The organism is Halorubrum sodomense (assembly GCF_900111935.1).
GTDB classification, from domain to species: Archaea; Halobacteriota; Halobacteria; order Halobacteriales; family Haloferacaceae; genus Halorubrum; species Halorubrum sodomense.
This window is the reverse complement of sequence record NZ_FOYN01000003.1, coordinates 371,113-396,125: the sequence shown is the minus strand read 5'-3', so window position 1 is coordinate 396,125 and position 25,013 is coordinate 371,113. Positions and strand designations below refer to the sequence as shown.

Sequence of the window (25,013 nt, the reverse complement as noted above, 5' to 3'; positions counted from 1 at the left end):
GGGCCTACGATCGGTACTCCCGGATCGCACCCAAGCCTTTGGATCCCGGCGAGGCGAGTGGTGTTCCACTTCGCTCGCTCATTATAAGTCGCGGGCGCCCGATCCGGTTCGTATGCGCTTCGATCACGTCGGCGTCGCGACCCGCGACGCCACCGCCCTCGCCGACCTGTTCGGCGGCCTGCTCGACGCTCCGGTCGCCCACGAGGAGACGTTCGACGGGATGCGGATCGTCTTCCTCGAACTCGACGGCGGCGGCTACTTCGAACTGCTCGAACCGGACGCCGGCGGGACGATCGCGGACTACCTCGACCGGGAGGGCCCCGGCGTCCACCACGTCGCGCTCGCGGTCGACGACCTCCCGGCCGCGCTCGACGAGGCGCGCGACCTCGGCATCGACCTCGTCGACGAGGAGCCGCGCCCCGGCGCGTGGGGCCACGAGGTCGCGTTCTGCCATCCGCGCTCGACGGGCGGCGTGCTCGTGGAGTTCGTCGAGCGCTGAGGCGGGGTCGCGCCGACCGCGACCGTCACCGTCCGACCGCGACCGTCACCGTCCGACCGCGACCGTCACCGCCCGACCGCGACCGTCACCGCCCGACCGCGACCGTCACCGCCCGACCGCGACCGTCACCGCCCGACCGCGACCGTCACCGACCGGTCGTGACTCAGTCCGCGGACTCGGCCTCGACCGCCGGGTCGTGCGTCTCGTACCAGTCGAGGATCTTCGCTAACCGGTGGATCGCTCGGTCGGGGTCGCCGATGTTGTGGTGCTCGTCCGGGTAGACGACCAGCTCGGCGTCGATTCCCCGCTTCCGGGCGGCGACGTACAGCTGCTCCGACTGCGAGGAGGGGCACCGCCAGTCCTCGCCGCCGGCCATCACCAGCAGCGGGGTCTCGATGTTCCCGGCGTCCAGCACCGCCGTCGACGCGTCGTACGCCTCGGGGTTCTCCCACGGGAGCCCGAACTCGGCCTCCAGCCAGACGTGGGTGTCGTCCGTGCCGAACGCCGAGCGGAGGTCGTAGATGCCGTGCTCGGGCGCCGCCGCGGTGAACAGGTCCGGCTCCTGCGTGACGAGGAATCCCTGCGCGATCCCCCCGTACGAGAACCCGTGGCCGAACACGCGGTCGGGGTCGACCCAGCCGCGGTCCGCGAGCGACCCGACGCCGGCCGCGATGTCGTCGACCTCGGCGGTCCCCCACTTCCCGGTCAGCTCGGCGGCGAACTCGCGGCCGCGGGAGGTACCGCCCCGGTAGTTCGGGCGGAAGACGAGGTACCCCCGGCTCGTCAGCGCGGCGTGACCGAAGCTGAACACCGGCTCGTCGTACGACATCGGGCCGCCGTGGATCGCCACCACGAGCGGGTGGTCGCCGTCCTCTGGGTCGACGTCGGGGTCGTGGTAGAGCACGCCGTCGAGCGTCCAGCCGTCGGACTCCCACTCGACGCGGCGGGCCTCCGGCATCGCGAACTCGTCGACGAGCGACTCGTTGACCTCGGTGAGCCGCCGGAACGACTCCGGCCCGCCGGCGGCGTCGAGGTCGTCGACGTCGACCGCGTACAGGTCGGTTCCGGCCTCCGGCTCCGAGAGGACCGTCACGGCCGTCGACCCGTCGTCGGCGACGTCGAACCCGGCCAACGCCCGGTCGCGGCCCTGCGCCTCGAAGACGCGCTCCGCGGTGCCGTCGGTCTCGACGCGGACCAGCCGCGTGTGACTCTCGTCGGCGATCCGGGTGTAGATCGCGCCGTCGACCCACTCGATCCCGCCGCCGCGGGCGACCGTCCGGTCGAGGCCGCCGGTGAGCGAAACCGGGTCGTTGCGGGCGTCCGCGTCCGTCGCGGCGTCGACGAGGTACACCTCCGCCGGCGCCGGCGGGTCGTCGGGGTCGCTTGCGACCGTCGCGATCCCGTCGCCGTCCGGACGCCACGCCGGCGCGCCGTGGGTGAGGTCCCCGCCCGTGAGCCGCTCCGCGTCGCCGCCCTCGGGCGACACCGCGTAGAGGTCGCGGACGGTGGTGTCGTCGGGGCGGTCCAGTCGACAGGACGTGAACGCGATTCGCCCGTCCGGACCCCACGCGGGGTCCATGCCGGCGAGGTCCTCGAAGGCCCCGCCGCCGTACGCGTCGTCGAGCCGACGGGGGTCGCTCTCGGGGTCGTCGGGGTCGACGACGAACAGGTACCGCGTCACGTCGTCGGTCCAGCCGGCGCCGTTCACCTTGTGTTGGAGCCGGGTCGTCTCGATCGGGCCCCCCTCCTCGCGCACCTGATCGAGGTACTCCGACTCCTCGTCCGTCGGGTCGCGCGACTCGATCACCAGCCGGTCCCCGTCGGGCGACCAGTCGAAGCCGGCGACGCCCTCGTCGCGCTCCGTCACTTGGCGCGCGTCGCCCCCGAGCGCGAGGTCGAAGATCCACACCTGCGGTTTCGGCTCCTCGTCGCCGTTTTCGAGGGGCTCGTCGTCCTCGGCGTCGTCGGCCTCGTCGTCCTCCGTCTCGTCAGCTTCCACCTCCGCGCCCTCCTCGTCCTCCTCGTCCCGGTCCCGCCAGCCGACCCGCCGCTCCGCGTCGCGCTCGCGGGCGGCCAGGAACGCGAGCCGGTCGCCGTCCGGCCCCCACGCCGGCGCGGAGGCGCCCGACGCGCTCGTCAGCCGGTGCGGCTCTCGCGAGCCGTCGGTCGGGGCGACGAACAGCGACGAGACCGCCTCGTCGGCGGCCTGATCGTACTCGGTCGCGGTGAAGGCGACGCGGTCGCCGGTCGGTGAGACGGCGACCTCGCCGACTTGCGTCAGATCGTAATACGCGTCCAGCGGCAGTTCCGACATGGACCGAAGCAGCGGCGGGCGGAGGAAATACGTTCGGGCCGCGGAACCTCGCGGGGCGGTGGGGGACGGTCCGGCGCGGACCGATTCGGTTCGCGGCCGCGGGCCGACCCGGAGCGCCGGCGACCGACTTAACCCCGCCGCGGTTCGACCGCCGGCCGTGTTCCGCGACTGCTCGCGACCGATCGAGACGGGTATGCCGACGTACCCGGGCGACCCCGACGTGTCGCTCGCGCCGGACGCGACCCACGAGGCCGATGGCTACGCCACGAGCGAACTCCGCACCGGAACCCACGCGGGAACGCACGTCGACGCGCCGCGGCACACGCTCCCCGAGGGGGAGGCGATCGACGAGCGCGGCGTCGGGAAGTTCGCGTTCGACGCGCGTCTCGTCGACTCCCGGCCGTTGACGCCGCGGGAGCCGATCGGGGCCGAGGCGTTGCCCGACCCCGACGCCATCGACCCCGACGTCGACCTCTTGGTCGTCCGGACCGGCTGGGCGGCGCACTGGGGGACCGACAGGTACCGCGACCACCCGTACCTGACCGCTGCGGCCGCCGAGCGCTGTCGGGCCGCGGGCGTCGGCGTCGGGCTCGACACGTTCGGGCCGGATCCGACGCCCGCCGCGGGTGGAGCGAATCCGGACCCGGATACTCCCGACGAGCCCGACGGCACCCCCGCCCACGACGCCCTCTTACGCGGCTCGCTCCCGATCGTCGAGAACCTGTGCGGACTCGACGGGCTCCCCGCGCGGTTCCGGCTGTACGCCTTCCCGCTCCGGCTCCGCGACGGGGACGGGTCGCCGGTCCGCGCGGTCGCGGAGTGGGAGGACTGACCTCGGGACTGCGGCCGGACATCCTCCGCGAGGGAGCAAGTCACGGGCCGGATCGCGGGCGCCCGAGACCAAACCCGTTTTAAGCGTCGGAGACGAACCGCGACTCAAGGTCGATATCCATGGAAATGCCACGCCGCTTCAACACGTACTGTCCCCACTGTGACTCCCACCACGAGCACGAGGTGGAGAAGGTCCGATCGGGTCGCGCGACCGGAATGAAGCGCGACGCGCGGCAGCAGCGCCGCGCGCTCGCGACGATCGGCAACGCCGGCGGGTACTCGAAGGTCCCCGGTGGCGACAAGCCGACGAAGAAGACCCACCTGAAGTACCGCTGCGGCGACTGCGGAAAGGCCCACATGCGAGAGGGATGGCGCGCCGGCCGTCTCACGTTCCAGGAGTAAGCATGGCGGGAGACTTCCACCGCGTCGCCTGCGGCGACTGCGAGAACGAACAGGTCGTCTTCGGCAAGGCCTCCTCGACGGTGTCGTGTGCGGTCTGCGGCACGACCCTCGCGACCCCGACCGGCGGGGAGGCGGAGCTTCACGGCGAGATCGTCGAAACCGTTGAGGCGCGGTAACCGCCTCGCTTCCCCGATATGAAGTACAGCGGCTGGCCCGAACCCGGCGAGCTAGTGGTCGGCGAGGTGGACGAGATCGCCGACTTCGGCGTGTTCGTCGACTTAGAGGAGTACGAGGACAAGCGCGGCCTCTGTCACATCAGCGAGGTCGCGTCCGGCTGGATCAAAAACGTCCGCGACCACGTCCGCGAGGGGCAGACGGTCGTGGCGAAGGTGCTGGAGATCGACGAGTCGTCGAACCAGATCGACCTCTCGATCAAAGACGTCAACGAACACCAGCGCAAGGAGACGATTCAGGACTGGAAGAACGCCCAGAAGGCCGATAACTGGATGCTCATCGCGCTCGGCGAGGACGTCGACGACGACCGCTACGCGACGGTCGCGAACGCGCTCCTCGCGGAGTACGAGAGCCTCTACGACGCCTTCGAGGCGGCCGCGATCAGCGGGAACGAGGCGCTCGACGACGTCGACGTCGACGAGGAGGCCGCCGCGGCCATCGTCCAGGCGGCCCGGAACAACGTCTCCGTCCCGTACGTCGACGTGACCGGATACGTCGACCTCGAATCGGCCGCCCCCGACGGCGTCGACGACGTGCGCGACGCGCTCGCCGCCGCCGAGGGGAACGGCGAGATTCCGGACGGCGTCGAGCTCGACGTCGGCTACGTGGGCTCGCCGGAGTACCGGATCAAGGTCCGGGCGCCCGACTACAAGCTGGCGGAGGCCCAGCTCGAGTCCGCCGCCGAGCGCGCCCGCGAATCCATCGAGGCCGCCGGCGGCGTGGGCGAGTTCCACCGCGAGCGGCGCGAAGACGACGAGTAACCCAGAGCGACCCGACGCCACGACGCCTTTTCACCCGTGAAATCAGATATCCGCGTCTGCGCGAACTGGGAGACCGCTCACGACCGCCCGGTGTACGCGCTCGGCGAGCGCTGTCCCGAATGTGACGGCCCGACCGAGAACAGCGCGCCGGCCCCGTTCGGCCCGGAGGACCCCTACGGCGAGTACCGCCGGCGGGCGCGGCGGTCGGAGTAGCCCTCGCCCGGCAGAGGTCAGACGGACGGTCGTCGGCCGCGACCTATCGCGCGCCGCCGGAATAGCCACGCTCTTGTGACCGCCGCTCGGACGGATACGGTATGGACGACATCGAGATAGACGCGGTCGCGACGCCGGAACTGGACGACCCGGTGTTGATCGAGGGGCTACCGGGCGTCGGCCACGTGGGGAAGCTGGCGGCCGAACACCTGTTGGAGGAGTTCGACGGGGAGCTGGTCCGCCGGGTGTACGCCACGGAGTTCCCGCCGCAGGTGAGCGTCGACGACGGGGGCGTCGCGGCGCTGACCTGCGCCGAGTTCCACGCCGTCGAGACCGACGGCGCCGACCTGCTCGTGTTGACCGGCGACCACCAGGCCGGCTCGAACGCGGGTCACTACCGGCTCACCTCGACGTTCCTCGACATCGCCGAGGAGTTCGGCGCCGAGCGGGCGTTCGCGCTCGGGGGCGTCCCCACCGGCGAGCTCGTCGAGGAGTACACCGTCCTCGGCGCGGTCTCCGACGCCGATCTCGTCGACGACCTCGAAGACGCCGGCGTGGAGTTCCGCGCTGACGAGCCGGCCGGCGGCATCGTCGGCGTCTCCGGGCTCGTGCTCGGGCTTGGCGGCCGCCGCGGGGTCGAGGCCGCCTGCCTGATGGGCGAGACGAGCGGCTACCTCGTCGACCCGAAGAGCGCGCGCGCCGTGCTGGAGGTCTTAGAGACCGTCCTCGACATGTCCGTCGACTACGAGAGCCTGGAGGACCGCGCCGAGGAGATGGAGGAGGTCGTCGGCAAGATCCGCGAGATGCAGGAGGGGCCGGCGGTGCCGGACGACGACCTGCGGTACATCGGCTGAGTCGGGGCGCGTTCGAGCCGGCGGCCGCTTTTCCGTCCGGTGAACCGCGCTCGAAGGTCGCGCCTCGGAACCCCCGGTTCCGGCAGAGCTAAACCGCATCCCCGATCACCGTCCGTGTATGACAGACGTACGCGTCGCCGGGGTCGGGCTCACGCGCTTCGGGAGCCACCCGGAACGGACCGGCCGGGACCTGTTCGGCGAGGCCGCGCTCCGGGCGTTCGAGGACGCCGACGTCGACAGGGCCGACGTCGAGGAGCTGAACTACGGGAACTTCATGGGCGCGCTCGCCGAACACCAGGGCCATCAGGCGCCGCTGATGGCCGAGGCCGCGGGGGTCCGCTGCCCGGCGACGCGCTACGAGTCGGCGTGCGCGTCGGCCGGGGTGGCGGTCCGCGAGGCGGTCCGAACGGTCGCGGCGGGCGACGCCGACGTCGTCCTCGCGGGCGGGATGGAGCGCATGACGAACCTCCCGACCGACGAGGTGACGGAGGGGCTCGCCATCGCGGCCGACGACCTCTTCGAGGTGCGCTCGGGCGTCACGTTCCCCGGCGCCTACGCGCTGATGGCGAACGCTTACTTCGACGCGTACGGCGGGAGCCGCGAGGACCTCGCGCACGTCGCGTCGAAGAACCACGCCAACGCCGTCCCCAACGAGTACGCCCAGTACCGGAAGGAGGTGTCCGTCGCGGAGGCGATGGACGCCCCGCCGGTCGCGGAGCCGCTCCACCTCTACGACGCCTGCCCGATCACCGACGGCGCGAGCGCGATCGTGTTGGTCTCCGCGGAGTACGCGGAGCGTCACGACCTCGACGCGCCGGTCGCGGTGACGGGGACCGGGCAGGGGACCGACCGGATGGCGCTCGGCGACCGGGAGCGCCTCGCGCGGACGCCCGCGGCCGACGACGCGGCCGACGCGGCCTACGCCGACGCCGGCGTCGAGGCGACCGACGTCGACGTGGCGGAGGTCCACGACTGCTTCACCATCGCGGAGGTGCTGGCGCTGGAGTCGCTGGGGCTGTTCGAGCCGGGCGAGGGGATTTCGGCGGCCCGCGAGGGGATCACGACCGCCGACGGCGACCTCCCGGTGAACCTCTCCGGCGGCCTGAAGGCGAAGGGGCACCCGGTCGGCGCGACCGGCGGCTCGCAGATCGCGGAGCTGACCCGACTCCTCCGGGGGGACCACCCCAACAGCGAGCACGTTCCGAACGCCGAGGTCGGCGTCGCGCACAACGCCGGCGGCACGGTCGCCAGCGCGGTCGTCCACGTGCTGGAGGTGGCGGAATGAGCGACGGGGACGGGGCGGCCGGCGGCTCGCCGCCGACCGACCGCGACCACGCCGAGTGGCTCGACGCGCTGGCCGACGGCGACGGGTTCGCCCTGGTCTGCCCGAACGGGCACGGCTCGCTCCCCCCGCGACGGGTGTGTCCGGAGTGCGGGTCGACCGAACTCTCGCGGGAACCCCTCGCGGAGACGGGGACGGTGGCGACGTACAGCGTCGTCCACGTCCCCTCGCCGCGCTTCGCGGACGACGCGCCGTACGCGACCGCGGTGGCCGACTTCGGCCCGACGCGCCTGACGGGGATCGTCCGGGGCGAGGGCGACGGGGGCGGCGCGACCGACGGCGAGGACGCGGACGACGCCCCGCCCGAGGCGGCGATCGGGGACGCGGTGACGGTCGGCGTCGGCGAGCGCGTCACCGACGGCGAACGGCTCGTCGTCTTCCGCCCTGCGACCGACGAGTGAGACGGGGAGTCGACGGGCCGCGTCGACGAGGCGAAACGCGACGGAATCGGTCCCCCTCCCGGCGAAGTTCGGAGACAGAGCCTGTCAACGCCAAAACCGTTATATCCGGGTGTTCGGTATTCGGGACGTATGTCCGACCGCATTCCGGTCCTCCTCGTCGACGACGACCCGGACCTGCGCGCGGTCACCGCCTCCTTCCTCGAACGCGAGGAGGACCGGCTGGCGGTCGAGACCGCGGCCGACGCCGCAGCCGGGCTCGACGTCCTCGCGGACCGGGAGGTCGAGTGTATCGTGTCAGACTACGAGATGCCCGGGAAGGACGGCCTCGCGTTCCTCGAGTCGGTCCGCGAGCGCGACCCCGACCTCCCCTTCGTCCTCTTCACCGGACGCGGGAGCGAGGAGGTCGCGAGCGAGGCCATCTCCGCCGGCGTCACCGACTACCTCCAGAAGCGCGGCGGCACGGAGCGGTACGAGCGGCTGGCGAACCGGATCGTCGAGGCCGTCGAGAAGCGGCGTGCCGAGCGGGACGCCGAGCAGGCGGTCGAGCAGTTCCGCGCGGTCGCGGAGGGCGCGTCCGACGCGATCGTCACGATCGACACCGACGGCGTGATCCGGTTCGCGAACCCGGCCGTCGAGTCCGTGCTCGGGTACGAACCGTCGGAGTTGGAAGGGAAACCGCTGACGACGCTGATGCCCGAGCGACACCGCGACGACCACCGCGAGGCGATGGAGCGGTACCTCGACACCGGCGAGCGGGGCGTCGACTGGTCGAACGTTCGGTTCAACGCGCTCCGCCGCGACGGCGACGAGGTCCCCGTCTCCCTGTCGTACGGCGAGTTCGCCGTCGACGGGGAGCGGCAGTTCGTCGGGGTGATCCGCGACGAGACCGAGCGCGACCGACACCGGGCGTTCATCGAGCACGCCAGCGACGTGGTCGCGGTGCTGTCGAGGGACTGGCGGTTCCGGTACCTGAGCCCCTCCTGCGAGCGCGTGACCGGCCACGCCCCGTCGGAACTGCTCGGCGAACGGTCGCTCGACTACGTCCATCCCGATGACCGCGAGGCCGTCGAGTCGGCCTTCGCCAGCGTCGACCCCGGCGGAACGCCCCCGAGCGCCGAGTACCGGTTCCGGACGGCGGACGGTGGGTACCGCTGGCTCGAATCGGTCGGTAGCGATCGGATCGAGGCCGACGGCGTCGAGGGGTACGTGGTAACCACGCGCGACGTCTCCGAACGGAAGGAGCGCGAGCGGACCCTCTCCCGGCTCCGGGAGTGGACGCGGGAGCTCAACTACACCCGGACCACGGAGGAGGCGGCCGAACTGGCGGTCGAGGCGGTCGACGACCTGATCGACGCGGGGCTCAGCGGGATCCACCTGCGAACGGCGGACGGGGACAGCCTCGAACCGGCCGCGCTCGGCCAGTCGGTCCCCGCGCTGTTCGAGACGCAGCCGTCCTACGACCGGGACGCGCCGGAAGGGAGCCGGGCGGCGCTGGCGTGGGAGGCCTTTCACGGCGAGGAGTCGGTCGTCGTCGACGAACTCTCGACGTACGAGCCGCTCGACGAGTCCTCGCCGGCGGAGAGTCTCGTGTTGCGCCCGATCGGCGACCACGGGCTGTTCGTCGTCTCCTCGCCGGAGCCGCGCGAGTTCACCGACACCGACGTCCTCGTGGCCGAGATCCTCTCCGGCCACCTCGAGGCGGCGCTCGACCGCATCGAACGGGAGCGCCGCGTCGAGCGGCTCCACGGGGCCACGCGGACGCTCGTCGGGGCGGATTCCCGGGAGGAGATCGCCCGGCGGGCGGTCGAGGCGGCCACCGACGTGCTGGGGTTCTCGATCGTCACCGTCCGGATCCACGACGAGGCGGCCGGCGGGTTGGTTCCGATGGCCGTCTCGCCGCACGCGGAGGAGCTGCTGCCGGAGCGCGAGACGTTCACGCCCGACGGCGGGAGCCTGAACTGGGCGGTGTTCGAGTCCGGGGAACCGGAGATGTACGACGACATCCGGGAGACGGACGCGCTCGACGCCGACACGGCGCTCCGGAGCCTCCTGATCGTCCCGGTCGGCGACCACGGGACGATCGCGATCGGGGAGTCCGAGCCGGAGGTGTTCGACGGCGTCGACGAGTACCTCGCCGGTATCCTCGCGACAGCGGCCGAAACGGCGTTCCAGGCCGAGGCGCGCACCCGGCGGCTCGCCGAGCGGACCGCGGAGCTGGAGCGGCAGAACGACCGGTTGGAGGAGTTCGCTGGCGTGGTGTCGCACGACCTCAGGAACCCGCTCGAGGTCGCGCGCGGCCGGACGCAGCTCGCCCGCGAGGAGTGCGACAGCGACCACCTGGAGTCGGTCGAGCGCGCCCACGACCGGATGACCGCGCTGATCGACGACCTGCTCACGCTCGCCCGCGAGGGCGACCCCGTGACCGACGCCGAGCCGGTCGACCTCGGGGCGGTCGTCGACTCCTGCTGGCGGACCGTCGACACGAAGGCGGCGACGCTGCGCGCGGAGGCGAACGCGACGGTCGTCGCGGACGAGGGGCGGCTCAAACAGCTGTTAGAGAACCTGATCCGAAACAGCGTGGAACACGGCTCGACTGGCAGCCGGACGGAGTCCGGCGACAGCGTGGAACACGGTTCCACGAGCAGCGAGGGACGGAGTCCCTCGGGCAACCGGGCTCCGCCCGGTGACAGTCGGGCGGAGCCCGACGACAGCGTCGAGCACGGCGGCGAGTCGGTGACGGTCGCGGTCGGGACGCTCCCCGACGGCTTCTACGTCGAGGACGACGGGCCGGGGATCGACCCGGACCGCCGCGAGGCGGTGTTCGACGCCGGCCACTCGACGTCGCAGTCGGGGACCGGGTTCGGGTTACGGATCGTCGAGCAGGTGGCCGACGCGCACGGCTGGTCGGTGCGCGCGGTCGAGAGCGAGGCGGGCGGGGCGCGATTCGAGATCACCGGGGTCGACTTCGCGGAGTGACCCCGCGCGACGGGTCGCCGGTTCGAGCGGCGATCAGTCGCGGGTGACCAGTTCGACCTCGTGGCCGTCCTGGTCCTTCGTGAACGCGTAGTTGTGGTCGCAGGAGGCGGGGTCGCGGTAGTCGGGCGCCTCGCGGGTCAGCAGGTCGTCCCACGCGTCGTCGAGGTCGTCGACGCGGACCGCGACGTGGCCCCAGGCGTCGCCCATCGTGTACTCGCGGCCGTCGTAGTTGTAGGTGAGCTCGATCTTCATCGCCTCCTCCGGGGCGTCCTCTGGGGCCACGAAGTAGTTCGAGAAGCTGTCGGCCTCCCAGCGGCCGGGCACCTCGGTGTACTCGAACTTGCGGGTCCAGTAGCCGAGCGCCTCGTCGGCGTCCTCGACGCGGATCATCGTGTGGTCGATGCTCCACTTCGCGCCGTAGTCGCGCTTGACGATCTCGATCTCGTGGCCGTCGGGGTCCTTCACGAACGCGTAGCGGTTCCCGCAGGACTCGGGGTCGCGGTAGTCGTCGACGCCCTCGTCCATCAGCCGGTCGTACGACTCCTGAAGCGCGTCTTCAGGGACGCGGACCGCGATGTGCCCCCAGGCGTCGCCGATCTCGTAGCTGCGGCCGTCGTGGTTGTACGTGAGCTCCAAGAGGGCGCCGTCCTCGTGGACGTCCTCGGGGCCGAGGAAGACGTTGGTGAACGTGTCCGCCTCCCAGCGGCCCTTCTCCTCGTAGTTCAGGTGCGTCTGGTACCAGTCGAGGCTCTCCTCTAAGTCCTCGACGCGGATCATCACGTGGTCGAGCGTTCCGTCCATACGCGAGCGATCGGCCGCTCGGGTCAAAAGCGTACTGAAGCCCGAAGCCGGCCCGCGACGCCTCCGAGAGAAACTGATACCGCGACGATTCGAGTTTTATTAACACCTTACGGAGTGGATAGATACGTCTCGATCCCCCATACCTGACGTTCGCCGCCCACCGGCGGCGGACGTCTCCATGGCGAACGAACCGACGAAGCCGTCCGCGCCGGACGGCACGACGGCGCAGTATCGCTCGCAATCGACTCCCCCCGACTCGGGGGCCGTACGGCGGGTCGCCGCGTTCGCCGCGGGCGCCCCGTTCACCGCGCTCGTCGCGGCCGTCGAGGTGGCGGTCGTGACGGTTGCGCTCGGCGTTCCGCGGTCGGCCGCGCCGGTCGCGGTGGGACTGATCGCGTTCGCGGTGTACGCCGCGGACCACGTCGCCGACGCCGAGGGCGACGTGAGTTCGACCCCGTCTCGGGCGCGGATCGCGTTACGTTACGGCGATCAGCTGATGACCGCCGCCGCGGTGAGCTACGGGCTGGCGGTCGCGTTGGCGGTCGGCGCCGGTCCCGCGGCGCTCGCGCTCGCCCTCGTCCCCGGGGCGGTGTGGGTCGGGTACGCCACCGGCCGGCCGGCGGCCGCCGGCGACCTCGCCGCACCGCTCGGGACCGTCTCCGTGCCGCGGCTGAAGGACGTCTTCCTCCTCAACTCCGCCGCGGTCGCGATCGCGTGGGCGGTCGCCGTCGTCGCCGCGCCGCTCGCGTTCACCGGGGTCACGCTCGAGGCGGTCGGTGCGCCGACGGTCGCGCTGCTTTTCGCGTACGTCGCCGTGCGATCGTTCGTCGACGTCGAGGTCCCGAACGTCAGGGACGTCGCGGCCGACGCGGCGCGGGGCACGGCGACGCTCCCGGTCGTGTACGGGACCGCCGGGACCCGCCGGATCCTGCTCGGCGTCGACGCGGTCGCCGCCGGACTGCTGGGGGCCGTGGCCGCGATCGACGCCGTCCCGCGTCCGGTCCTCGCCGCGCTCGCCGCGGGGCTGGCGGTCTCCGTGGCCGTCACCGCGCTGGCCGACCGGCTCGGCGGGGCGGCGCTCGGCGTCGCGCCCGACTGTAGCTACCTCGTCGCCGGCGCCGTCCTGCTCGCGATCGGCGGGTGAGGCGGCGAGGAACCCGACTCCGAGCGGCGCAGCGACCGATTTTTTCAATGAGATAACTCGACCCAATGAGTTATAAATCCAATCTGCGTAAAAAACTCCATGGCAGCGCTGAGTCCGCTGTCCGTCGCCCTCCTCGTCGCCGTGACGGTCGGACTGGCGGCGGCGATTCTCGCGTGGCGGGAGCGCCCGGAGCCGGGCGCGACGTGGCTCGCCGTGCTCCTCGCCGGGCAGGTCTGGTGGGCGACGTTCCTCGTCTTCGAACTGGAGGCGACGACGCTGCCGGCGAAGGCGCTGTGGTACGACGTCCAGTGGGTCGGCGTCGTCGCGATCCCGGTCGGCTGGCTCTTCTTCGCGCTGGCGTACACCGGCTACGACCGCTACGTGACGCCCTTCTCCGTGGCGCTCGTGTCGGTCGTGCCCGCCGCGACCGTCGCGGTCGCCGCCGCCGGTGACCCGGGGAACCTCCTCGCGGTCGACCGGGTGGTGCGCGAGACCGCCGTCGGGACGTTCCTCGGCGTGGTTCCGGGGCCGCTGTACTACGTCATCGCGGGGTACACCTACCTCCTCGGCGCGGTCGGATCGGTTCCGCTGATCCAGCTGATCCGCGACGACGCCCGCCCGTTCCGGGGACAGAGCGCGGCATTGCTCGTCGGGACCGCTGCGCCGTGGGCCGGGAACCTCGCGCACCTCTCCGGCGCGGTGCCGATCCCCGGGCTCGACCCCACCCCGCTGGCGTTCGCGGTCTCCGGCGTGGCGTACCTGCTCGCGCTCTCGCGGTTCCGCCTGCTGACGCTCGCGCCGGCCCCCCGCCGCCGCGCCCGGCAGCTCGTCTTCGAGCAGCTTCACGACCCCGTCTTCGTCGTCGGCACGGAGGGCCTCCTCGTCGACCTGAACGAGTGCGCGGCCGAGACGTTCGGGATCGACCGACGCGACGCGATCGGCGAGCCCGCGGCGACCGTCGTGCCGAAGTACGACGCGATCCGCGAGCTCGACGGCGCCGACGCCGACAAACCGCGGCCGATACCGATCGTCGGCCGCGACGGCCAACGGCCGTACGAGGCGACGGTCAGGGACGTGATCGACGACCACGACCGCACCACGGCCCGGGTGATCACCTTCCACGACGTCGGGGTGTACCTCGGCCAACAGCAGCGGCTCAACGTCTTGAACCGCGTGTTCCGTCACGACGTTCGGACGGAGACTAACCTCATCCAGGGGTACGCCGAACAGCTCCGCTCGGACCCGACCGACGAGCGCGCCCTGTCGGTCATCGAGGAGAGCGCCGAGCGGATGCTCGAACTCAGCGAGCGCACCCGGACCGCCGGCGAGCTGTTCGACCCGACGGAGGAGTCCGAGACGGCGCCGCTCACGGACGCCGTCGACGAGGCCGTCGCGGAGGCGAGAGCCGTCGCCCCCGACGCGCGGATCGAGGTCGGGCAGGTGGCGCCGGTCCCGGTTCCGGACGTGCTGGCGGTCGTCCTCGGGAACCTCTGTACGAACGCGGTCGGGCACAACGACGCGGCGACGCCGTGGATGCGGATCGACGCCGCGGTCGCGGACGGCTGGGTCGAGGTCACCGTCGCGGACGACGGGCCCGGGATCGACCCCGCCGAGTACGACGTGTTGGACCGCGGCACGGAGACGCCGCTGCGACACGGCAGCGGGATCGGCCTGTGGATCGTCAAGTGGGGCGTCGACCACCTCGGCGGGCGGATCTCGTTCGACGAGCGCGAGCCGACCGGGACGGTCGTGACGGTCTGCGTCCCGGTCGACCGCTCGGAGACGCCGGGCGCCGGCCCGGACGGTGAGCCCCCGGATCCGCACCTCGATGACCCGGCGCCGAGCGACGAGTCGGGCTCGCTCGGGCCGCCGCCGAACGCGGGTCGATAGGCACTTGACGCCGGGCGGCGACCCCGAGGTATGGACGCTACGGCCACGACCTATCTCCCCTACGCGCTGCTCGCGATGGGCGCGTACGCGCTCGTCTCGCCGCTGATGCGCGTCGCAACGACCGGTCCGAACGCGATCCCGAGCGACGTCGCCGTCGTCGTCTCGAACACCCTGCTCGTCGCCATGGCGGTCGGCGTGATCGCGTACACCGGGCAGGGGTTCGCGACCCACCTCGCGTCGCCGAAGCTGCCCCACGTGCTCGCGGCGGGCGTGTTCCTCGGGATCGGCATCCTCGCATTGTACCGATCGCTCTCGCTCGGCCCGGTGAGCGTCGTGACCCCCATCTTCGCGATGTTCCTCGTCTTCTCGTCGGTGATCGGCTTCCTGTTCCTCGGCGAGTCGTTCACGGCCCGGAAGGGGCTCGGAATCGTCTTCGCGGCCGCCGCGGTGTACCTCGTCTCCGGCGCCTGACCGGTGGGTCGATCCCGGCCCGCCGACCCCGCGATCCGGAACGGCCTGCCGCGTGACGAAACCCCTTTAGCCGCCAGCGGGAAAGGAGCGCACCCGCCGTGTCTCGCCTTCCGAGTTCCCTCCGCGCGCTGATCTCGTACGTCGCCGACCTCCCGAACCCGTTCCGCGCGCTCATCCTCTACATCGGCTTCGCACTCGCGAGGATCGGGCTGATCGACCGCCACCGCGTGGTCCGGACCACCGACCTCGCGTGGCCGCGGATCGTGACCGGGATCGCCCGGATGTCGAAGAACGCGGTCGACATCGCGATGGTCGGCGTCGCGGTCGGCACCAGCGCCGTCGCCGGCGTCGGCTTCGCCGGCCCCTACTGGGGGCTCGCGTTCGCGCTCGGCGGCGGCGTCGCCGGCGGCACCATCGCCTTAGTCTCCCAGCGGTACAGCGCCGAGGCGTTCGTCGAACTCGGGGACGCGGTCCGGTCGAGCGTCCTCCTCGTGATCGCGATCAGCGTCCCCGTCAGCGGCGCCTTCTGGCTGTACGCGCCGGCGTTCATCGACGCGCTGAGCAGCAACGAGGCGGCGATCGCCTACGGCGCCGACTACCTCCGCGTGGTCGGCCTCGGCGTCCCCTTCGCCGCGCTCAACCTCGTCGGCAGCCGCGTGCTGGTCGGCTGCGACGACGCGTACACCGCGATGCGGGTCCGGGCGGGCGGCGCGGTCGCGAACATCGTCCTCAGCGCGCTGTTCATCTTCGGCCTCGGCTGGGGCGTCGAGGGCGCCGCGGTCGGCACCGTCCTCTCGAACGTCCTCGCGGTCGCCGGGTTCACCGTCGGACTCGTCCGCGGGAGCGCCCCGCTGGTCGGGGAGTTCCCGGTCGCGATCGACCCGGCCGGCTCGTATCTCAATCCCGAAATGCTACGCGACCTCGTCGAGATCGGGGTTCCCGTCGGCGCGCGCAACCTCGTGTGGACGGCCGCCGAGTTCCCCATGCTCGCCATCCTCGACGTGTTCGGCGAGAACACGGTGGCCGCGTTCGTCATCGCGCGTCGCATCTGGGGGATCATGAACACCCCCGGCTGGGGGTTCGGCCTCGCCTCCTCCAGTCTGGTCGGCCAGGAACTCGGCGTGGAGCGGCCCGACGAGGCGGAGGCGTACGCCCGCGACATCATCCGGTTCTCGGTGGCGACGTACGCCGTCTCCGCGGTGCTGATCGCCGTCTTCGCGACCGACATCGTCTCGCTGTTCGCCCAGTCGCCCGACAGCCCCGAGATACCGATCGCCGTGAACCTCGTGTACGCGGCCTGCGCGGCGGTGATCTTCCAAGGGATCTCCGGCGGGGCCGCCGGCCCCCTCGACGCCGCCGGCGACACGAAGATCCCCTTCGCGAGCCAGTTCCTCGGGATGTTCTGCGTGTCGATTCCCCTCGCGTACGTCGGCGCCCACAGCTCGACCCCGGCTATCGACCTCCCGCTCGTCGGCGTCACGGTCCCGGAGGTCGCGCTCCCCGCGATCGGCCTGTGGGGACTCTACCTCGCGTTCATGGCGGAGACGACGATCCCCGCCGCGATCAACTACCTCCGGTTCCGCTCGGGCAAGTGGAAGAAGATAAGCGAGGCGTACCGCCCCGGGGCGACCGCGGACGACTGAGCCGCTGACCCGTCGTCCGGCGGCTTTTCGACGCGAGTCGTCTGCGGTTGCCGTCCCGGAGAAGTGGAGTGGACGCTACGATTCGCTCTCGGACGACTCGACGAGGTCCGCGAAGTTGGCGAGCGTCCGGGTGGCGGTGGAGTCCTCGAAAGAGCCGTCGGCCGCCTCCCAGTCGTCGTACTCGTCTGTGATCCGAGGCGTGAATTCGGGGTGATACTGGACCGACCAGACGGGCCGGTCGCGGTGGCGCGTGGCGAAGTACTCGTAGTAGTCCGCGCGCCCGATGACCTCCATCCCGTCGCCGAGCTCCGTCACGACGTCGGAGTGAAGGACGGGCACGCTCGGTTCGACGCCGTCGAACAGCGGCTCGTCGGCGTCGAGTTCGGCGTCGTGGAGCCGGAGGCGGGAGGTCCCGCTGTCGACGACCTCGCCGCCGAGGGCGGCGTTCAGAATCTGATGGCCGAAGCAGATGCCGAGGGTCGGGACGTCCTCCTCGACGAGCCGGCGCGCGAACCGCTTCTGGGCCGCGATCCACGGCTGGTCGGGCTCGTCGTACACGCCGACCTCGCTGCCGCCGATGACGACGCCGTCCACGTTATCGAGGGCCGGGTCGCCGTCCTCGTTCGGGTAGTTGTACACGCGGGCGTCGGGCAGGAAGTGGACGATCTCGTCGGCCATGTAGCCGCCGTCGACCGCGTTATCGAGTACCAATATCATTTGGAAGTTATTTAAATAGAACTGATCTCTTGGTAGTTACATGAGTTTCGATGCCGAAGCGGTTCGTTCGGACTTCCCCGTGCTCGACCGACGCGTGAACGGGCATCCGCTCACCTACCTCGACAACGCCGCGACCACGCACACACCCCAGCAGGTGTACGATGTCTTCGAGGAGTTCTACGCGGGGTACAACGCGAACGTCCACCGCGGGATCCACGAGCTCAGTCACGAGGCCTCGCTCGCCTACGAAGAGGCGCACGACCGCGTCGCCGACTTCCTCGGCGCAGACGGCCGCGAGGAGATCGTCTTCACCAAGAACACCACCGAGAGCATCAACCTCGTCGCGTACGGTCTCAGCCGGCGTCTCAGCGAGGGCGACGAGATCGTCGCGACGGAGATGGACCACCACGCCTCGCTGGTCACCTGGCAGCAGATCGCCGAGCGCACGGGTGCGACCGTCCGCCACATTCCCGTCACGGCCGACGGCCACCTCGACATGGACGCCGCCCGCGACCTCGTCACCGACGACACCGCGGTCGTCTCTGTCCCCCACGTCTCGAACGTGCTCGGGACGGTCAATCCCGTTGCCGACCTCGCGGTCCTCGCACACGACCACGACGCGTACGCGGTCGTCGACGGCGCCCAGTCCGCCCCGACGCGGCCCGTCGACGTGGGGGCGATGGACGCGGACTTCTTCGCGTTCAGCGGCCACAAGCTCGCCGGGCCCACTGGAGTCGGGGGACTGTACGGGAAACGCGAGATCTTGGCGGAGCTCGACCCGTTCCTGTTCGGCGGAGAGATGATCCGGAACGTCACGCTCACCGACTCGACGTGGAACGAGCTTCCCTGGAAGTTCGAGGCGGGTACGCCGCCGATCGCGGAGGGTATCGCGCTCGGCGCGGCCGTCGACTATCTCGAGAAACTGGGAATGGACGCCGTCCGCGACCACGAGAACGAACTCGCGCAGTACCTCCTCAGAGAACTCGCCGACCGAGAGTTCGTCCGGACGTATGGTCCCGGCGTCGGCGAGGAGCGCACCGGCCTCGTCTCGTTCAACGTCGAGGGCGTCCACGGGCACGACCTCTCCAGCCTCCTCAACGATCGAGGCATCGCCATCCGCGCCGGCGACCACTGTACGCAGCCGCTCCACGACCGGCTCGACATCCCCGGCTCCGCGCGGGCGTCGTTCTACGTCTACAACACCCGCGCGGACATCGACCGCCTCCTCGACGTCGTCGACACCGCCCGAGACGACCTGGACGCGTACCTCGCCTCCGATCGCTACCACGATCTCGTCAGCGAACACTACCACCGCCCCCGTAACCCGGGCGCACTCACCGATCCGACGTTCGTGAAGTCCTCCGAGGAGACGACCTGCGGCGACGACGGCGAGTTCCACGTCGCGATCGCCGACGGCCGTATCGAGGAGATCGCCTTCGAGAGCCGGAGCTGTGCGGTCAGCCGCGCCGTCGCCAGCCTCCTCTCGGAGCACCTCGCCGGGATGTCGGTCGAGGCGGTCGCCGACCTCGACGGGTACGTCGCCCGCGAGCTCGACGGACAGTACCCCGACCTCCGACGCGAGTGCGTCGAAGGCCCGGAGGACGTCATCCGAGAGGCGGCTCGGGAGTACGTCGAGGAGAACAGCGCGTAGGACCGCTACCGCGTCGTCTTTCGGGGCTCGGTCACTTCTCGTCGGCGTGTCGAACCTCGACCGCGACCCCCCGCGTCGCCCCCGCCATCTCCGGGCCGGACATCGCCGCGCGGCCGACCGCGAACGCCTTCGGGCCCTCGACCACGACCTCGTCGCCGACCCGAATCCCGTCGTCGGCGTCGACGACGCCGGGCGCGAGGACGGAGCCGTGCGGGACGAACGCGTCGATCTCGATCCGCTTCGTCGGCGCGTCGCTCGCGACCCAGCGGTGCGCGCCGGCGAGGGTGAACGAGAGGGTGCCGTACTGGGGAACCATCGTCGCCAGCTGCTCGCCCGGCTCGCCCTCGCGGCCGGCGTCGGCGTCGTCGCCCCACACCTGGAGCTTCGGGTAGCGACCGGTGGTGCGCACGTCGGCCTCCCCGCCGTACGCCTCGTCGCCGTCGCCGGCCTCACCGCCGCTCGCGCCGAGCCCGCCGAAGAGGTCGTCGCCCGCGCCGTCTCCGAGGAGGTAGTCCGCGATGGCGCGGACGGTGTTGTGCTCGCGCTCGCGTTTGCTGTACGCGGGCTCGCCTTCGAGCGCCGCGTTCAGTTCGCCGAGCGACTCGTCGGCCGTCGGGTGGTCGACGCAGGTGTACTCGAACTCGACGTCGACGGCGCCCTCGACGCGCTCGCAGATCTCGCGGTAGCCGTCCTCGGGGACGTGCGCGACGACGCGGGAGTAGTCGTTGCGGTCGAGGTACCGTCGCAGCACCTCCGCGACGAACGAAATCTCGTCCTCGCTCCAGTCGCCGGTGACGACCGAGTCGTAGTGTTGGGCGGGGTAGGTCGTCTCCAGCTCCTGCGGGACCACGCCGATGGGCGAGGTCATCGACACGGTGTGGCCGCGCCACTGGATCGCGTCGTGGAACTGCCGGTGGCTCTGGGAGTCGCTGTACGGCTTGGTGGCCGAGCAGGGGACCAACACGAGCGGCTGGTCGGTGAATCGGTTGCGGTAGCGGCTCGTGACGCGGTCCGCGAACCGCCGAATCTCGACGCGGTCGAGCGTCTCCGCCGACGCCGCCGTCAGCTCCGCGTCGCGCATGAGCGGCGTCCGTTCTTCGAGGTACCCCCACTGGTCGTCGAACTCGCGGAACGCGGCCGTGAGCCACCCCTCGTGGCGGGCCTGCCCCTCGACGTAGTCGCGCAGGCGGCCGCTCCGGATCCGCTCGCGGACCCGGCGGAGTTCGGCGCGGAGGGCGTTGGCGTTGTGGTCGGCGCAGTCGGCGCGCGTGAACTCGCTCCGGGCCTTCGCGCAGGCGGGGCAGGCGCACGGCAGTTCGTCGAGGTCCTCGAGGAAGTGTTCGGCGTCGGCGGTGAGGTACATCCCCTGCGTCCCCTTCGTCCGCGCGAGCGTCGCGTCGACGAGGTCGACGCCGGCGTACGCGAGGAGCGCGACGTTCCGGGGCGTGGCGACGCCGGAGAGGCCGAGCGCGGCGTCCGGGGGCAGGCCCTCCTTCGCACGAACGATCGCGTCGCGGAACGCCTCGCCGTGGCCGACGAACCCCTGCGCGTCCGAGAGGAGGTAGGCGTCGGCGCCGAGGTCGCGGGCGCTCCGGCTGTCGACGACCGCCGCCGAGGGGAAGTCGACATCGGGGTGGTCGACCGCGAACGACTCGCGGACCTCGTCGCGGGTGCCGGCCGGGAACGACCGGTGGGGGAGCACCGTGAGCGCGCTCTCGTCGCCGTCCGGCACCTCGCGGTCGCCGGCCCAGAGGCTCCCGGCGTCGTCGAGGAAGGGGTCCGCGAGCGCCGGCGTCGTCACCGGGTCGGCGAGGCGGACCGCCCCGAGGCGGGCCGCGCCGTCGCGCTCGTGGACCTCGAAGTAGTCGGTCATACCACCCCTCGCGCGGGGACGGTCAATTCTCTTGTGTTCCGCGGACGCGCCGCGGACCGAGGACCGGCGACGCGCCCCGGCGCAACTGTTAGGCGGGACGCGGCCGATGGATCGGTATGGATCCGACCGGCCCGTGGGACCGCGAGCGCGTGGACGAGTTCCTCGGCAGCGCGCGAGTCCCGGTCCGACTCGGCTGCCGCACGCCGAGCGACCGCCCGTGGATCGTCTCGCTGTGGTTCGCGTGGGAACCGGAGGCGGGGAGCGGCGAAGGCGCCGAGGGCGGCTCCGGCGAGCCGACCGGCGCCATCCGCTGTGCGACGAGCGCGAGCGCCGACCTCGTCGAGTTCGTCGAACACGACGATCACGTCTCCTTCGACGTGTCGACGAACGACCCCCCGTACAAGGGCGTCCGCGGCCGCGGTCACGCGACGGTGGCGCCGGACGACGACAAGCGACTCCTTCGAACGCTCCTGCGCAGATATCTGGGCGGGGTCGACAACGCGACCGCCGACCGACTGCTGCGGCCCGAGCGCGAGGAAGTCGAGATCCGGATCGAACCGGAGCGGCTCCACGCGTGGGACTACTCGGAGCGCATGAAATCGACCGACCGGTCGGGGCGCACGGGACCGGCGGACGAGTGAGCCGATCGCGGTCGGTCGAGTTTCGACGGGTTTCCATGGTTCTCCGAAAGGGTGTCAAGGTTAGAGGATGGCATTGTGGAGAGCTGCGAAGGCTTTGAGATACGCTTCCTGCGGGGACTCCGAGTTTGCCATCAGCACATCCGGCGTGCGAATCTCTCGATATACTTTCTGCCGATATCGGCCTACCATCCGAGCAACCGGGACAGGAATCTACTGGATCCGTCTTCTGCTTCGGTGGGCTCCCCGTGTTTAGACTCGGAAGTATTTCGGTCTATCGCGACCGCTGTCTCGTTGGTCAGCAGTTCACCCACCGAGAATCCGACCCACTCCGCGAACTCTTCGGGGGCTCCAATATAGACGCTCGTCGCTGACTTCTCCGACATGGACCGTTTTACAAGTCGTTTTTCGCAATCGTACACCTCGTACCCTTCCCGATCGAAATTCGCTGTGAGGGCCCCGGTTCAGATTCGAATGTGACGCGACCACCCTGGATATCCCGCTGCGGCATCAACTGACTCGTGTTGTACTCTTTTTCGGCTGACTCATCTGCCGGGAAGTAGTCCGGTTCGTCTCGGCTGGCCTTCTCGTAGAAGCCACGCATTGTCTGGCGGACGTCCTCAGTCGTCCCACCCCCGTCGGTGTAGGGCTTTTCGGTCATCGTCCGCCGGACCACGTACCAAACTGCGGAAGTAAACACCACCAGTGTAGCGATTAACACTCGGAGGGGTCACTCCGTAATGTCTCAGGCTGCGTGTTTTGGTTGACCACGTCAGGGAACAGATGTCTTCCAACTTCCGAGAGAAGCGTGTTTTCTACGCGTTTAATGTGTTCCCCTGCCGTTGAGTGGTGAACATCAAGAAACGCAGCGATGTCGCTAATCGTGGCCTGATTATTCTCAGCGTAATACCCCAATTCGAGCGCTGCCTCAAAGGCGGCTAATTGTTGTTTCGTCAGCTCAGATCGGAGCGCGTGATAATGAATGGCCTCCTCGTCGCTGATGGGACCGACATCGACGTTCCGGGCCAGTCGAACGTTGTTGCTCCGCTCCTCGATGGCGTCCACAAGTCTCCGGAGTGCGTCCTTATGTCGAGTGTAGACAACCCAGTGTTCGATCCCGTGTTCGACTACAACTGTCGAGTACTGGAAGCAGCCGGCGTCGTCGATGAGCTTGAGGATGGAGGGATTATTGGCTGGGTAATTGACCTCACTAATGAAGTACGCTCGATTCGCGTCACCAGCTGAGACGCGCTCGAACTCGACCGTAGCGTCGTGATCCCGATAGTTCTCTGCGAATGCCGCTACTTTACTCTCCGCACCGTCGACCGCAAGCAATCGCTTCGCTTCACCGCCAGTGAGCCTGACACGAGAGACATTCTCGATTCTGACCGACGAGTGGGAGGAGGACACGTCTGAAACGGGGCAGCCGTAGTGTCTTACGGCCAGTTCTGCTTCCCACATGGTTGGGTGCCGTCGGTCCGTGTATTTATATGTTTGTGATCAGTTACCATATAACAGGATTAACCGAACGGATCAATAATGTCTACGCTGAGAAATGAAGCCAGATATATCTGGCCGAATATTTAGGTCAGTTTATCTACTGTCACCTCCCGTCATGCGAGGCGTTGACAAGGATCAACTAGAAGGTCCGAGTATTGACCGTCGTACAACGATGAAACTGTTGAGCGCAGCGGGCTTGGCCGGTGTGGCCGGCTGTACTGGTGATGGTAGTCAGCCAGGGTCTGACGGCAGTAACGGTGGGGACGGTGGTGATGGTAGCGATAGTGATTCCAATATGGGCGGCTCTATTGAGGCCGGCTGGGCATTCAACGCGGTGGAGGTGCTTGATCCCCACTACGTTGATCTCTACCAGCAGATCACGATTTTCTCAAACATCTTTTCGGGTATCGTCAAACTGGACCGCAACGGTGAGATCGTGGGCGATGCGGCAAGCGATTGGACGCTGCCTGACAACACGACCTACGAGTTCACCATTCGCGAGGGAATGACGTTCCACAACGGAGACACACTCGACGCCTCCGCGATCAAGTGGTCCATTGAGCGATTGATGGGGCTCGATGACTCGCCTCATATCGGGAAGGTAGCTGATATCGAAAGTGTGGAGGCGCCGGATGCGACGACGCTCCGAATTAATCTCTCGAGGCCCGTTGCTCCGTTTATCACATTCCTCACGCGCGGTCCGGGACGGGCTGGAACCATCGTCAATAAAACGGCAGTCGAGGAGGACCCCCAACGCTACCGGCGTTACCCCGTCGGGTCGGGCCCATTCGAACTCACGGAACGGTCCACGGGAGAGTCGCTCACCCTGACGGCGTTCGACGATTACTGGGAGACCGACTCAGAGGGCAATAGTCTCCCGTACCTTGACGAGGTTGTCATCAACCTCATTCCTGAACCCTCCACAATGTGGAGCGCAATTACGACCGACGGGATCCAGTATGCCGACGAACTCCCACCTCAGAACGCGCGGCAGGTACAGGGCGGGGGTGGAAGTGTCGATGTTGCGGGGGTCAGCTCTGGCGAGTGGTCGTGTTTGGCGATGCTGTGTAATGATCCGGCCTCCGATGAGTGGGCTGAACGGCAGTCGTACGCGAGCGGTAACGACCAGCCGACCGATGCGTGGGAGGGAACGGATATCCCCACGACGGATCGGCGAGTCCGGCAGGCGGTAGCGATGGCCATCGACCGAGAGGAGCTGGTCAGCACCGCGTACTTTGGCTTCGCTGAGCCCGCACACAGCCTGATCAACCCTGCTATTGCCTGGGCATATCAAGAACAGCCGGAAAACGCTCAAATGTATAATCCCGAGCGAGCTCGAGAACTATTAGACGAAGCCGGGTACACCGGCGAACCACGGTTCTCCGGAAGCATTCTTGGCACTCCGACCGACGAACGGGTGATGACCGTGTTACAACAGCAGCTATCGAACGTCGGTATCGATGCCACACTCGACGTCCAGCAGGAGTCGTCCTACTGGGATAACATCTACCGATACAATCACATGTTCATGATGTACGGCGGTGGCGGCGACATCGACCCGTGGATGTCGTGGTGGAAACAGCTCCGCACGCCGATGGAGGAGGGATCCTCGGGTGCGTGGCAAAAGAACCTCTACTCCAACGAGAATTTCGACGAAGCGCTTTCAAAATCATTCAACACACCGAACCAGGACGAACGGATCGAATACGTCCGAGAGGCCGAGCAAATCTTCCTCGAAGACGCGCCGTTCGCGATGACGACGTTCCCCCTCACTCCGAAAGGGAGCGTGACACAGCTCAAAAATGTAGGCAACCAGATTGGCTTGAGCAACTTCCATCGCGCCTACCTCGAGGAGTAA

22 protein-coding genes and 1 pseudogene are annotated in these 25,013 nt (G+C 69.5%); 17 read left to right on the top strand and 6 right to left on the bottom strand.

Annotated features, from left to right (window positions below; all coding sequences use genetic code 11):
* Positions 1 to 112: 112 nt before the first annotated feature.
* Positions 113 to 499, top strand: coding sequence for a methylmalonyl-CoA epimerase (gene mce, locus BM286_RS11395; protein WP_092922238.1), 387 nt, complete (start codon positions 113 to 115; stop codon positions 497 to 499).
* A gap of 163 nt (positions 500 to 662) precedes the next feature.
* On the opposite strand, the gene BM286_RS11390 is transcribed toward mce, so the two are convergent.
* Positions 663 to 2,813, bottom strand: a complete 2,151-nt coding sequence (locus BM286_RS11390; RefSeq protein ID WP_092922235.1) for a S9 family peptidase — start codon at positions 2,811 to 2,813, stop codon at positions 663 to 665.
* A gap of 157 nt (positions 2,814 to 2,970) precedes the next feature.
* Between BM286_RS11390 and BM286_RS11385 the strand changes: the two genes are divergently transcribed.
* The 9 genes from BM286_RS11385 (at position 2,971) to BM286_RS11345 (ending at position 10,827) form a co-directional block, all read left to right on the top strand.
* Positions 2,971 to 3,645, top strand: coding sequence for a cyclase family protein (locus BM286_RS11385; RefSeq protein WP_174549008.1), 675 nt, complete (start codon positions 2,971 to 2,973; stop codon positions 3,643 to 3,645).
* 119 nt (positions 3,646 to 3,764) lie between these two features.
* On the top strand, positions 3,765 to 4,046 hold the full coding sequence (locus tag BM286_RS11380) for a 50S ribosomal protein L44e (protein WP_092922229.1): 282 nt from the start codon (positions 3,765 to 3,767) through the stop codon (positions 4,044 to 4,046).
* A gap of 2 nt (positions 4,047 to 4,048) precedes the next feature.
* Positions 4,049 to 4,222, top strand: coding sequence for a 30S ribosomal protein S27e (locus tag BM286_RS11375; protein ID WP_004595868.1), 174 nt, complete (start codon positions 4,049 to 4,051; stop codon positions 4,220 to 4,222).
* Between the two features lie 18 nt (positions 4,223 to 4,240).
* A complete protein-coding gene (locus BM286_RS11370) occupies positions 4,241 to 5,041 on the top strand; it encodes a translation initiation factor IF-2 subunit alpha (RefSeq protein WP_092922226.1) in 801 nt (266 codons plus the stop codon).
* Positions 5,042 to 5,077: 36 nt separating this feature from the next.
* A complete protein-coding gene (locus tag BM286_RS11365) occupies positions 5,078 to 5,254 on the top strand; it encodes an RNA-protein complex protein Nop10 (RefSeq protein WP_092922223.1) in 177 nt (58 codons plus the stop codon).
* A gap of 101 nt (positions 5,255 to 5,355) precedes the next feature.
* A complete protein-coding gene (locus BM286_RS11360; RefSeq protein WP_092922220.1) occupies positions 5,356 to 6,108 on the top strand; it encodes a proteasome assembly chaperone family protein in 753 nt (250 codons plus the stop codon).
* A 118-nt stretch (positions 6,109 to 6,226) separates the two neighbouring features.
* The gene (locus BM286_RS11355; protein ID WP_092922217.1) at positions 6,227 to 7,393 is read left to right on the top strand and encodes a thiolase domain-containing protein; all 1,167 of its coding nucleotides are present in this window, start codon (positions 6,227 to 6,229) and stop codon (positions 7,391 to 7,393) included.
* Positions 7,390 to 7,851: a Zn-ribbon domain-containing OB-fold protein gene (locus BM286_RS11350; protein ID WP_092922214.1), complete on the top strand. Its 462-nt coding sequence runs from the start codon at positions 7,390 to 7,392 to the stop codon at positions 7,849 to 7,851. Before BM286_RS11355 ends, BM286_RS11350 begins: the two co-directional genes overlap by 4 nt.
* Positions 7,852 to 7,980: 129 nt before the next feature.
* Positions 7,981 to 10,827, top strand: coding sequence for a hybrid sensor histidine kinase/response regulator (locus tag BM286_RS11345; protein ID WP_092922211.1), 2,847 nt, complete (start codon positions 7,981 to 7,983; stop codon positions 10,825 to 10,827).
* A 33-nt stretch (positions 10,828 to 10,860) separates the two neighbouring features.
* On the opposite strand, the gene BM286_RS11340 is transcribed toward BM286_RS11345, so the two are convergent.
* Positions 10,861 to 11,628 (bottom strand): VOC family protein, encoded by a 768-nt coding sequence (locus tag BM286_RS11340; RefSeq protein WP_092922208.1) that lies wholly within the window; start codon positions 11,626 to 11,628, stop codon positions 10,861 to 10,863.
* 178 nt (positions 11,629 to 11,806) lie between these two features.
* On the opposite strand from BM286_RS11340, the gene BM286_RS11335 reads away from it, so the two are divergent.
* The 4 genes from BM286_RS11335 (at position 11,807) to BM286_RS11320 (ending at position 16,776) form a co-directional block, all read left to right on the top strand.
* Complete coding sequence (locus tag BM286_RS11335; protein WP_092922205.1) at positions 11,807 to 12,772, top strand: UbiA family prenyltransferase; 966 nt, start codon at positions 11,807 to 11,809, stop codon at positions 12,770 to 12,772.
* A gap of 99 nt (positions 12,773 to 12,871) precedes the next feature.
* Complete coding sequence (locus tag BM286_RS11330) at positions 12,872 to 14,662, top strand: histidine kinase N-terminal 7TM domain-containing protein (RefSeq protein ID WP_092922202.1); 1,791 nt, start codon at positions 12,872 to 12,874, stop codon at positions 14,660 to 14,662.
* Between the two features lie 30 nt (positions 14,663 to 14,692).
* Positions 14,693 to 15,133, top strand: coding sequence for an EamA family transporter (locus tag BM286_RS11325; protein ID WP_092922199.1), 441 nt, complete (start codon positions 14,693 to 14,695; stop codon positions 15,131 to 15,133).
* Between the two features lie 98 nt (positions 15,134 to 15,231).
* On the top strand, positions 15,232 to 16,776 hold the full coding sequence (locus BM286_RS11320) for an MATE family efflux transporter (RefSeq protein ID WP_092922197.1): 1,545 nt from the start codon (positions 15,232 to 15,234) through the stop codon (positions 16,774 to 16,776).
* Between the two features lie 75 nt (positions 16,777 to 16,851).
* On the opposite strand, the gene BM286_RS11315 is transcribed toward BM286_RS11320, so the two are convergent.
* Positions 16,852 to 17,493: a type 1 glutamine amidotransferase gene (locus BM286_RS11315; protein ID WP_092922195.1), complete on the bottom strand. Its 642-nt coding sequence runs from the start codon at positions 17,491 to 17,493 to the stop codon at positions 16,852 to 16,854.
* A gap of 40 nt (positions 17,494 to 17,533) precedes the next feature.
* On the opposite strand from BM286_RS11315, the gene BM286_RS11310 reads away from it, so the two are divergent.
* Positions 17,534 to 19,144, top strand: a complete 1,611-nt coding sequence (locus BM286_RS11310) for a SufS family cysteine desulfurase (RefSeq protein WP_092922193.1) — start codon at positions 17,534 to 17,536, stop codon at positions 19,142 to 19,144.
* Between the two features lie 31 nt (positions 19,145 to 19,175).
* Here the strand turns inward: BM286_RS11310 and arcS are convergent, their stop codons facing one another.
* Positions 19,176 to 21,017, bottom strand: coding sequence for an archaeosine synthase subunit alpha (gene arcS, locus BM286_RS11305; protein ID WP_092922191.1), 1,842 nt, complete (start codon positions 21,015 to 21,017; stop codon positions 19,176 to 19,178).
* Positions 21,018 to 21,133: 116 nt separating this feature from the next.
* Between arcS and BM286_RS11300 the strand changes: the two genes are divergently transcribed.
* Positions 21,134 to 21,658, top strand: a complete 525-nt coding sequence (locus tag BM286_RS11300) for a pyridoxamine 5'-phosphate oxidase (protein WP_092922189.1) — start codon at positions 21,134 to 21,136, stop codon at positions 21,656 to 21,658.
* 182 nt (positions 21,659 to 21,840) lie between these two features.
* Here BM286_RS11300 and BM286_RS16000 read toward each other — a convergent pair.
* Both BM286_RS16000 and BM286_RS11290 read right to left on the bottom strand, forming a co-directional pair.
* Positions 21,841 to 22,334: pseudogene (locus BM286_RS16000) on the bottom strand (hypothetical protein); the annotation flags it as partial.
* 35 nt (positions 22,335 to 22,369) lie between these two features.
* Positions 22,370 to 23,116 (bottom strand): helix-turn-helix domain-containing protein, encoded by a 747-nt coding sequence (locus tag BM286_RS11290; protein ID WP_092922187.1) that lies wholly within the window; start codon positions 23,114 to 23,116, stop codon positions 22,370 to 22,372.
* A gap of 211 nt (positions 23,117 to 23,327) precedes the next feature.
* Here BM286_RS11290 and BM286_RS11285 point away from each other — a divergent pair, with 211 nt between their 5' ends.
* On the top strand, positions 23,328 to 25,013 hold the full coding sequence (locus BM286_RS11285; RefSeq protein WP_158294263.1) for an ABC transporter substrate-binding protein: 1,686 nt from the start codon (positions 23,328 to 23,330) through the stop codon (positions 25,011 to 25,013).

Bases quoted from the DNA above. Each gene is read 5' to 3' on its own strand.
- BM286_RS11300 (WP_092922189.1), top strand. From the start codon at position 21,134: ATGGATCCGACCGGCCCGTGGGACCGCGAGCGCGTGGACGAGTTCCTC.
- BM286_RS11285 (WP_158294263.1), top strand. From the start codon at position 23,328: ATGAAACTGTTGAGCGCAGCGGGCTTGGCCGGTGTGGCCGGCTGTACT.
- BM286_RS11335 (WP_092922205.1), top strand. From the start codon at position 11,807: ATGGCGAACGAACCGACGAAGCCGTCCGCGCCGGACGGCACGACGGCG.
- BM286_RS11345 (WP_092922211.1), top strand. From the start codon at position 7,981: ATGTCCGACCGCATTCCGGTCCTCCTCGTCGACGACGACCCGGACCTG.
- arcS (WP_092922191.1), bottom strand. From the start codon at position 21,017: ATGACCGACTACTTCGAGGTCCACGAGCGCGACGGCGCGGCCCGCCTC.
- BM286_RS11340 (WP_092922208.1), bottom strand. From the start codon at position 11,628: ATGGACGGAACGCTCGACCACGTGATGATCCGCGTCGAGGACTTAGAG.
- BM286_RS11315 (WP_092922195.1), bottom strand. From the start codon at position 17,493: ATGATATTGGTACTCGATAACGCGGTCGACGGCGGCTACATGGCCGAC.
- mce (WP_092922238.1), top strand. From the start codon at position 113: ATGCGCTTCGATCACGTCGGCGTCGCGACCCGCGACGCCACCGCCCTC.
- BM286_RS11355 (WP_092922217.1), top strand. From the start codon at position 6,227: ATGACAGACGTACGCGTCGCCGGGGTCGGGCTCACGCGCTTCGGGAGC.
- BM286_RS11380 (WP_092922229.1), top strand. From the start codon at position 3,765: ATGGAAATGCCACGCCGCTTCAACACGTACTGTCCCCACTGTGACTCC.
- BM286_RS11325 (WP_092922199.1), top strand. From the start codon at position 14,693: ATGGACGCTACGGCCACGACCTATCTCCCCTACGCGCTGCTCGCGATG.
- BM286_RS11370 (WP_092922226.1), top strand. From the start codon at position 4,241: ATGAAGTACAGCGGCTGGCCCGAACCCGGCGAGCTAGTGGTCGGCGAG.
- BM286_RS11390 (WP_092922235.1), bottom strand. From the start codon at position 2,813: ATGTCGGAACTGCCGCTGGACGCGTATTACGATCTGACGCAAGTCGGC.
- BM286_RS11375 (WP_004595868.1), top strand. From the start codon at position 4,049: ATGGCGGGAGACTTCCACCGCGTCGCCTGCGGCGACTGCGAGAACGAA.
- BM286_RS11310 (WP_092922193.1), top strand. From the start codon at position 17,534: ATGAGTTTCGATGCCGAAGCGGTTCGTTCGGACTTCCCCGTGCTCGAC.
- BM286_RS11350 (WP_092922214.1), top strand. From the start codon at position 7,390: ATGAGCGACGGGGACGGGGCGGCCGGCGGCTCGCCGCCGACCGACCGC.
- BM286_RS11360 (WP_092922220.1), top strand. From the start codon at position 5,356: ATGGACGACATCGAGATAGACGCGGTCGCGACGCCGGAACTGGACGAC.
- BM286_RS11330 (WP_092922202.1), top strand. From the start codon at position 12,872: ATGGCAGCGCTGAGTCCGCTGTCCGTCGCCCTCCTCGTCGCCGTGACG.
- BM286_RS11290 (WP_092922187.1), bottom strand. From the start codon at position 23,116: ATGTGGGAAGCAGAACTGGCCGTAAGACACTACGGCTGCCCCGTTTCA.